5 protein-coding genes are annotated in these 5201 nt (G+C 74.9%); 3 read left to right on the top strand and 2 right to left on the bottom strand.

The window, feature by feature from the left end; all coding sequences use genetic code 11:
* Positions 1 to 51: 51 nt before the first annotated feature.
* Positions 52 to 1716, bottom strand: a complete 1665-nt coding sequence (locus ACFU6K_RS30845; protein ID WP_380668573.1) for a hypothetical protein — start codon at positions 1714 to 1716, stop codon at positions 52 to 54.
* Between the two features lie 294 nt (positions 1717 to 2010).
* On the opposite strand from ACFU6K_RS30845, the gene ACFU6K_RS30840 reads away from it, so the two are divergent.
* The gene (locus ACFU6K_RS30840; RefSeq protein ID WP_380668571.1) at positions 2011 to 3117 is read left to right on the top strand and encodes an RCC1 domain-containing protein; all 1107 of its coding nucleotides are present in this window, start codon (positions 2011 to 2013) and stop codon (positions 3115 to 3117) included.
* Positions 3118 to 3184: 67 nt separating this feature from the next.
* On the opposite strand, the gene ACFU6K_RS30835 is transcribed toward ACFU6K_RS30840, so the two are convergent.
* Complete coding sequence (locus ACFU6K_RS30835; RefSeq protein WP_380668575.1) at positions 3185 to 3391, bottom strand: cold-shock protein; 207 nt, start codon at positions 3389 to 3391, stop codon at positions 3185 to 3187.
* 437 nt (positions 3392 to 3828) lie between these two features.
* Here ACFU6K_RS30835 and ACFU6K_RS30830 point away from each other — a divergent pair, with 437 nt between their 5' ends.
* The gene (locus tag ACFU6K_RS30830; RefSeq protein ID WP_380668569.1) at positions 3829 to 4329 is read left to right on the top strand and encodes a peptidylprolyl isomerase; all 501 of its coding nucleotides are present in this window, start codon (positions 3829 to 3831) and stop codon (positions 4327 to 4329) included.
* A gap of 267 nt (positions 4330 to 4596) precedes the next feature.
* A complete protein-coding gene (locus tag ACFU6K_RS30825; protein WP_380668567.1) occupies positions 4597 to 5085 on the top strand; it encodes a hypothetical protein in 489 nt (162 codons plus the stop codon).
* Positions 5086 to 5201: the final 116 nt, after the last annotated feature.

Genomic DNA, 5201 nt, shown 5'->3' with positions numbered 1-5201 from the left:
GTTCGGGCCGGAGGGCGGGCGGACGGGCGCGACCGCCCCCGCGCGCGTGCCTCAGATCGCGAGCGGGTCCGCGCACACCGCCAGGTCGCGGACCGTCGCCGCGAAGCGCGGCGCCGCCGTGCCGGGGCCGAGGACGTCACGGGCCGCCGTCAGCAGCGCGTTGCGCAGCCGCCCGTGCGCGGCGAGGTAGCCGAGCTGGGTGAGCGCCGCCGACTGCAGCGCCCGCGCCCGCCGCTCCACCGGCGCCGGGACGGCCGACGGGATCGCGCAGGCGCAGACCACCGGGTCCAGCAGCAGCACGGCCCGCGCGTAGTCCGGCACCGCGCCCCTGCCGCCCCCGCCCCCGCCGTCGTAGGCGCGCTGCGCCGCGTCCACCGCCCGCCGCGCGCCGTCCTGTTCGGAGCCGTCCCATACCGTGGCGTCCCAGTGCGCGCCGTCCCGATGGGCGCCGCCCGGTGCCGCGAGTTCCGCCCGGGCGGTGGCGGCCGGCCGGGCGGCGCCCAGGGCGGTGCCGGTCAGGCGCGCCCACACCTCGCGCACCGTGCGGGAGGGGGTGTCCAGGTGGCCGGGGGTGGCGAGCAGCGGGGCGGCGGCGCCCGGGTCGGGCGGGGCGCCGGCGGCGGCGCGGTGGGCGGCCAGCCACGCGGACACGTACGGGGCGCCCCACACCGGGTGCCCGTAGGCGCCGAGCCCGACCTCGGCCGGGGTACCGAAGGCGGCGGCGGTGGCGTCCAGCAGCTCGGCGCGCACCGGGCCGGGGGCGCCGAGCAGTCCGGCGCCGGCCAGGTAGACGGCCCGGTGCGCGGGCAGGTAGAGGTTCAGTTCGGCGGGGGAGGCGTGCCCGCCCGCGGGCCGCAGGACCATCCGCACCCCGGCGGCCTCGACCGCGTACAGGCCCTCCTGCCAGGGGATCCCGGTCCAGGCGGGCCACCGGGCCCGGGCGGTCGGGGCGGACAGCGGGCCGCCGACGGTGTCGGTGGGGGAGAGGAAGTCCGGCCGGCCGGTGGAGACGGTGCGGCCGAGGTCGGAGCCGGCCAGGGCGAGCGGGCCGATGCCGAGCCGGGTGCCGTAGGCGTAGTCGACCAGCCGGGCCTGCCGGGCGCCCTCGGTGACCTGGCGCAGCACCGCGTCGGCGAGGAACCCGTCGGGCGCGTACACCGCGAGGTCGGCGGGCGGTCCGGCGGGCGGTGCGGCGCGGGATCCGGTGAACAGCCCGCGCACGCCGCCGAAGTGGTCCACCCCGCTCTGGGTGTGGACCACGGCCCGCACCGGGCGCGTGTCCCCGGTGGTGGAGCGGTACAGGGCCAGGGCGGCGCGGGCCGTCTCGTACGAGCCGAGCGGGTCGATCACCAGCAGGGCGCGGGGGCCGGTGACGACGGTCAGGTTGGCGAGGTCGAAGCCGCGCACCTGGTAGAGGCCGTCGGCGACCCGGAACAGGCCCGAGGGCAGGGCGAGCCGGCCCTGGCGGCGCAGCGGCGCCGCCACCGGGGAGCCGCCGCCGGCGGGGGCGTCGCCGGTGTGGAAGTCGAAGGCGCGGAAGTGCCAGACCGCCTCCTCGCCGTCCAGGGACGGCAGGGCCCGGTAGGGCGGGGCGGCGAGCAGTCCGCGCTGGGCGTTCTCGAAGTCGGCCGGGGCGTCGGGGAGTTCCTTGGCGCCGGCCAGGTTCCGCTGCGTGACGAACGCGGTCGGCTCCATGGGCACGAAGGTGTCGGCCACGGGCTTGCCCTCCTCAAAGGCGTGACGGTCTCCGCGCGCTGCCCCGCGCGCGGAGACCGCCGACACTAGGGGTGACGGGCCGTGTACACAACGGCAGGGGTGTGTGGAATGCGTGCGGGGCCGGGGTCGGGCCCGGGATGCGGGGGTCCATCACCCGATCGGGTGGCCGCGCGGCTGCTTCCGGTGCGGGCGGCGGGCGCGTGGGTAGCGTCGGGCCATGATCGTGGACTCGTCAACCATCCTGATGTGTCGACGATTTGACTTATTGTCACATCAGTTAAGAGGCATCGTCGCATGGCAGAGAAGCGCCTGAAGTCCTGGGGCAACAACCGCTCCGGCCAGCTCGGGGACGGCACCTGGGCCGACCTCCGCACCACGGCCACCACCGTCCTCGGGCTCACCAGCACCGAGGTGGTGAAGATCGCCGCCGGTGGGGCCGGGGCGAGCCTCGGGTACGGGCTGGCCCTGCTGACGGACCGTACGGTGCAGTCCTGGGGCGTCAACGGCTCCGGCCAGCTCGGCGACGGCACCGTGTTCAGCCACAACGCCCCCGGCCGGGTGGTCGACATCTCCGACGTCACCGACATCGCGGCCGGCGGCGCGCACAGCCTCGCCCTGCTCGCCGACGGCACCGTGGTGGCCTGGGGGCAGAACACCCACGGCCAGCTCGGCAACGGGACGAACTCCGACAGCAGCGTCCCGGTCCGGGTCGAGGGCCTGCACAAGGTCGTCGCCATCGCCGCCGGCCTCCACCACAGCCTGGCGCTGCGCGAGGACGGCACCGTGTGGGCCTGGGGCTACAACAGCAACGGCCAGCTGGGCGACGGGACTTCGGCGAGCCGCGGCCTCCCGGCGCCGGTCACCGGCCTGACCGGCGTGAGTCGGATCGCCGCCGGGGCCGGCCACAACCTCGTCCTGGTCGGCAAACCGGGCGCCGGCGCCTCGGTGAAGGCCTGGGGCTACAACGCCACCGGCCAGCTCGGCGACAACACCACCATCAACCGCTTCACCCCGGTCGCCACCCGGCCGACCTGGTCGGGCGGCGTCTCGCAGATCGCGGCCGGCTGCAACCACAGCATGGCCGTGGTCGACGACGACAGCCGTCTCAAGGCCTGGGGCCAGAACACCGCCGGCCAACTCGGCGACGGCACCACCGTCTTCCGCGTCCTGCCCGTCACCGTCCCCGGCCTGACGGGCGTCCGGCTGGTGGCCGCCGGCCGGGAGCACACCGTGGCGCTGTCGGGCACCAGCACCGTGCACTCCTGGGGCAGCAACGGCTCCGGCCAGCTCGGCGACGGCACCACCACCGACAGCTGCACCCCGGTGCCCACCCTCACCGCGCTCACCGGCATCGACAAGATCGCCGCACCGGTGGGCGGCGACTTCAGCCTCGCCAACTGAGGCCCCGGGCGGGCGCCGTAGCGGGAGCCGCGCTCCGGGCCGTGTGCTCCGGGGCTGCGCGCCCCGCTCAGAGCGGGATGACGTTGACGGCCTGCGGCCCCTTGGGCCCCTGCTCGACCTGGTACTCCACCCGCTCGCCCTCCTCCAGGGTCCGGAACCCGCCCCCGATGATGCTCGAGTAGTGGACGAAGAGGTCCGGGCCGGGGATGTCCGGCACGATGAAGCCGAACCCCTTCTCGGAGTTGAACCACTTCACGGTGCCGAAGTTGACCAGGGCCCGGCGGCCCTGCGCCGCCACCGGCCCGGGCGCGGCCGGGTCCGCGGTCGCCTGTGCCGGGGCCGCCTGTGCCGGGGTCGCCTGCGCCGGGGCCGCCTGAGCGAGGGCCGCCTGCGATGGGGCCGCCTGGGCGGGGGCGCAGACCGCGAGCAGGGCCGCGAGGGCCAGGAGCGGCACGCACACCACGGCCGTCACGCGGCCGCGTACAAGGGAGAGAGGGGACATCGCACACTTCCTGACGGGGCGTAGTCGATCGCCCACTCACAGTGCGGGTGGGGGCCGCGTTCCCGCAACTCCCCGGAGCGGGAAGTCGGCCCGGCCGACTTCCCGCGTCGCGGCGCCACGACGGGAACCTCAGCAGCCCCGGCCGCCCCTCCTGCCACAATGCGCGGTGAGCACTCCGTAGCAGCCACCATGCAGACAGTGAGGTCATCATGTCGAAGGTCAAACTGAGCACCAACCACGGCGACATCGTCCTGCGCCTCGACGCGGAGAAGGCCCCGGCGACGGTGGAGAACTTCCTCCAGTACGTCAGGGACGGCTTCTACGACGGGACGGTCTTCCACCGGGTCATCAACGGCTTCATGGTCCAGGGCGGCGGACTGGAGCCCGGCATGAAGCAGAAGAAGACCCGCGCGCCCATCCGGAACGAGGCCGACAACGGCCTGAAGAACGTCAGGTACTCGGTGGCGATGGCCCGCACGGGGGACCCGCACTCCGCCACCGCCCAGTTCTTCGTCAACGTCGCCGACAACGACTTCCTCGACCACAGCGGCAAGAACCCCCAGGGCTGGGGCTACGCCGTCTTCGGCGAGGTGGTCGAGGGCCAGGACGTCGTGGACGCCATCAAGGGTGTCGCCACGGGCTCCAAGGGAGGCCACCAGGACGTCCCCAAGGAGGACGTCGTCCTCGTGAAGGCCGAGGTCGTCGAGTAGGGCGCGGGAGCAGGCGGGAGTGGGACGTCGGCCCGGCCGACGTCCCGCTCCACGCGTTTTCGTGGGCCGGCCCGCGTACCGCGGCCGGGCCGACGTGTGGCCACCGGGGGTGCCCGAACACCCTGCGCGTCGACAAACGATGAACCGCGCATGCCGGATCGTTCACCGCGCCGTCCATCGTTCGTCGACCGGCCGGGCGGATCGTTCACCACGGCGCGGAACACGGTCCGCGCACCCCGCCCACGACCCACGGAATCGAGGGAGACCATGCGCATCTCCGTACGGACCGCCGCACTGGCCGCGGTGACCGCCATCGGGCTCGGCACCATCGCCACCGGCACCGCCCAGGCCGCCCCGGCCCCCGCCCAGGCCGCCCTCTCGGCCGCCCGCAGCACCACGGTCCACCTGCACAACGGCACCGGCTGCACGCTCAACCGGACCGACTACTCGCTGTCCCACGGCATCTGGACCCAGGGCCAGGAGCCGCCGCAGTGGCTGGGCAACACCTGGGACGCCGTCTTCCAGTCGGAGAGCAACGGCTTCATGACCGGCACCGAGGGCTCGGTGACGTTCCAGGCGTCCGACTGCGAGGAGGGCTGGCGCAACGGCGCGACCGTCAGGCTGCACTGGAACAACCCCTACGCCGGCTCCAACGGCTACGACGACAACGGCACCACCCAGGGCATGTTCCGCACCACCCGCGACGGCGGCGCCGGCAACAACGCCGACGTCTACTGGGGCGCCTGGAAGGCCTGACCCGGCCCCGGGCACCGCCGGGCGGCTCAGGACCGACCCCCTTTCCGCACGTGCCGGATGAACGGTGCCCCGCGACCGGGTGCCGAACGGCCCGAACGGCCCGGACAGCCCGGGCC

Origin of the sequence: Kitasatospora sp. NPDC057512 (genome assembly GCF_042802135.1) — a bacterium.
Lineage (GTDB): Bacteria > Actinomycetota > Actinomycetes > Streptomycetales > Streptomycetaceae > Kitasatospora.
This window is presented reverse-complemented; position numbering and strand designations above follow the sequence as displayed.